Source organism: Veillonellales bacterium (assembly GCA_039680175.1).
Classification (GTDB): Bacteria; Bacillota; Negativicutes; order JAAYSF01; family JAAYSF01; genus JBDKTO01.
In genome coordinates this window covers 1-3117 of sequence record JBDKTO010000017.1, presented here as the reverse complement: position 1 = coordinate 3117, position 3117 = coordinate 1, and the positions used below count along the sequence as shown (strand labels likewise).

3 protein-coding genes and 1 riboswitch are annotated in these 3117 nt (G+C 38.0%); all 3 genes read left to right on the top strand.

Annotation, left to right across the window (positions count from 1 at the left end):
* The first annotated feature begins 125 nt into the window (after nucleotides 1-125).
* The 3 genes from ABFC84_02895 (at nucleotide 126) to ABFC84_02885 (ending at nucleotide 3077) form a co-directional block, all read left to right on the top strand.
* On the top strand, nucleotides 126-1589 hold the full coding sequence (locus tag ABFC84_02895; protein MEN6411696.1) for an EAL domain-containing protein: 1464 nt from the start codon (nucleotides 126-128) through the stop codon (nucleotides 1587-1589).
* Between the two features lie 206 nt (nucleotides 1590-1795).
* Nucleotides 1796-1893, top strand: a riboswitch (glycine riboswitch).
* 403 nt (nucleotides 1894-2296) lie between these two features.
* A complete protein-coding gene (locus ABFC84_02890; protein MEN6411695.1) occupies nucleotides 2297-2890 on the top strand; it encodes a ferritin-like domain-containing protein in 594 nt (197 codons plus the stop codon).
* Entirely contained in the window at nucleotides 2862-3077 is a 216-nt protein-coding gene (locus tag ABFC84_02885; protein ID MEN6411694.1) for a hypothetical protein, read from the top strand. Before ABFC84_02890 ends, ABFC84_02885 begins: the two co-directional genes overlap by 29 nt.
* The last annotated feature ends 40 nt before the right edge of the window (nucleotides 3078-3117 follow it).

Genomic DNA, 3117 nt, shown 5'->3' with positions numbered 1-3117 from the left:
AGTATGGTGTTAATATTTTCTCGGTAACTTTTTTTCGCTTAATTTCACAATAAATTTGTAAAATTTTGTTATTTTAAAGGAAATATATTCAAATATATAGTAGAAAATATAAATAATACAAAAATGTGAATGAAGAACTGGATCATACAAATTGGAATTTATCTATCTTGAATGAGAATTTGGAGGATATAGTGCATGAGAGAATGGATGATTTATTTTTGACGAATCAAGAGCTTATTGAAATCAATAAAAAGCTTCAGGGGAAAAATGAGCTTATTCAGAAAATGGCATACTATGACGATTTAACCGGTTTCCCCAATAAACAAAAAATAAATGAGTATTTGATTCAGTCAATTGAACTGGAAAAAGCGGAGGGTGTTGTTTTATTTATTGACCTTGACGATCTTAAGTTATTTAATGATAGCTATGGTCACAATTTTGGCGATAAAATTATTAAGGAGTCGGGTGCTAGAATTGATTGTGCATTACAAGCGGAGAAAATAGTCTCCCGCATCCATGGTGATGAATTTATCGCAGTTATACCGGGCAAATATAGGCAGCAGCAAGTTAAAGATATGGTTCAAAATATTCTCCATGAAATAAATAAGGAGTATTGGGTGGATGAGATTTGTTTCCATATTTCTGCCAGTATTGGCATTGCAATGTATCCAAATGATGGGCATACCGCCGAAGATATAGTTAAAAATGCGGATAATGCTATGTATGCAGCTAAATATAGCGGAAAGAATTGCTGGAAGTTCTTCAATGCGGAGATGCAGTTTAGTATACTTAATCGGATCCAATTAACGAATAGCTTGCGCAAGGCTATTGAGCGTGAGGAATTATTTATACATTATCAGCCGCAAGTGAATATCAGCACAGAGAAAATTATTGGGTTTGAGGCACTTTTGCGTTGGAACAGCAGGGAGTATGGACACATATCACCCAAAGAATTTATTCCCATTGCAGAGCAAAGTAATTTGATATATCCAATCGGTAAGTGGGTGCTTTATCATGCGTGCGCTTTTGCAAGTAAATTCGCAGATTATGGATTACAGAACACTCGAATTGCGGTAAACATATCTTCCCATCAATTAAATTCCGCTAACTGTATAGAAATCATTCAGGGGATTGTTCAGCAAACCCATATTTTTCCTCATCAGCTTGAATTAGAGATTACGGAAAGCGAAATGCTTCTTTCGGTTAATGATGCAGTGAAAAAAATGAATCAAATTAAAGAGTTAGGTATCTCGTTGGCATTAGATGATTTTGGTACGGGATATTCGTCTTTAACTTATTTGCAAAGCTTACCGATCGATACCTTAAAAATTGATAAAACCTTCATTGAAAAGGTAACGTCGACAAAGAACGGGTCGCATATTATCAGGTATATCATTAAAATGGCTCATCTTCTGGGGCTGAATGTAGTTGCGGAAGGCGTGGAAACTTTATTACAGGTATCCCGGCTTAAAGCCAATCAATGTGATATTATGCAAGGGTATTTTTTTAGTCGTCCGGTATCAGAAGCTGAAGCGATAAAAATGATGACGGGAGAAACCGATATATTTTTAAAACTTCAGGCGAAATAATGAAGGCGTATGATAATGATTGTGGTTATCAATACGAACGGAATCAACAGATGTTTTAAATGTTTACTTTTCATTGACGCTTATAAGATAGATGATAGAGTATATAGGTACTACTAATTTGATATCGAACCTCGTATGAAGGTAATGGGAGAGAGATTTTATAATCCGCCGAAGATGTTATGCTTTCAGGCAAAAGGACCATTATTGGACGAAACTCTGGAGAGCCTCAGTGGAGCACCGAAGGAGCAAGCTGATTATATTTTAAATCAGTGAATCTCTCAGGTAAAAGGACAGAGCTAATTAGCTGTTTTATTTTTGAGGCCAGATTTTATAATTTGGCCTCTTTGTGCATTTTTAAGGGAGGCCAGTAAATTTGGCATTAAGCCGGTTAAAGTGTATGTGATGCATACTCCATCAGTGCAGCAAAACGAAACCCGGGCATAAGCGGGCGCAAATGATTGATAAGATAGCTGCAGCGAATTTTCTTGGAAGGATTGGCATGCCGCTATAGTTTATTTTCGATTGGCTGCTGTATGATTTGTTTAGGATTTTTTCACATACCCGGATGATGAGCAGCCTGATTATTCAACAGACTGGGCGATTATTGATCGAACTTGGGGCGGAATGATTACCATAAAAAGTAGCACGAACTCAATCTCTTCCATATAATATATCAGATCATTATTATAGGAAGTGGAGGGTTCAATATGCCAAGACCAAAGTATTACAACCCTGCTGATATGTTTGATTACTGTCCGGATGAAATGGATGATTGTCCCAATCATTGCGACCTCTATTTGTTACGCGAGTCAGCCGCTGACGAGCGGGGCGCGATTGCAGATTATTTATGCTGCGCTATCAATAATCCTTGTGTAGCTGAAGTTTTCCTGGATGCTGCGGAAGACGAGATGCAGCATTATGTTGAGATTATGCGGCTGATTTCATGGTTGGATCCGGTTCAAAGAAAAATGCTAAAGGAACAAAACCTGGATTATTTGACGATGAAGAAGTTAAGCAGTCGGGCTAATTGGGCGAAAAAATATCAAACAGAAGACGCTGAAGATGTAAAAGTCAGTCCGCCTCATAAAAAGGATCTGGCAGCTGTTCGGTGTTTCACAAAAGCGATTCAAGATGAGCTTCACGCAATCAATAAATATCAACGATTTATGAATGAGGCGGAGGAGCCAAGGGTAAAAAAGCAATTTTGTGAATTGATGAATGAGGAAAAAGAGCATGTAGCTGAATTTACCGCTGCATTATATGAGCTGACGAATGAACCCTTACCGGAAGAAGCGGACTAGACAGAGAGCAAAAGTAGGAACCGGAACGATAAAAAACGCCGCACAGGTTTCCCCGTACGGCGCTCTGCCTAAACAAATTCAGGATAACAAACTGATTGCTGACTATACGATTTTTGTTTACAGCTTGTGGAAAATGTTGTACAATATTCTTACAATAGAAGATTGGCTAGGGGCGCTTAATGGCTGAGAGGATTTATTCCAACCCTTACACCTGATGTGGGTAATTC

What these genes read in the sequence shown, in the direction of transcription:
- ABFC84_02890 (MEN6411695.1), top strand. Translation starts at nt 2,297, where the DNA reads ATGCCAAGACCAAAGTATTACAACCCTGCTGATATGTTTGATTACTGT.
- ABFC84_02885 (MEN6411694.1), top strand. Translation starts at nt 2,862, where the DNA reads ATGAACCCTTACCGGAAGAAGCGGACTAGACAGAGAGCAAAAGTAGGA.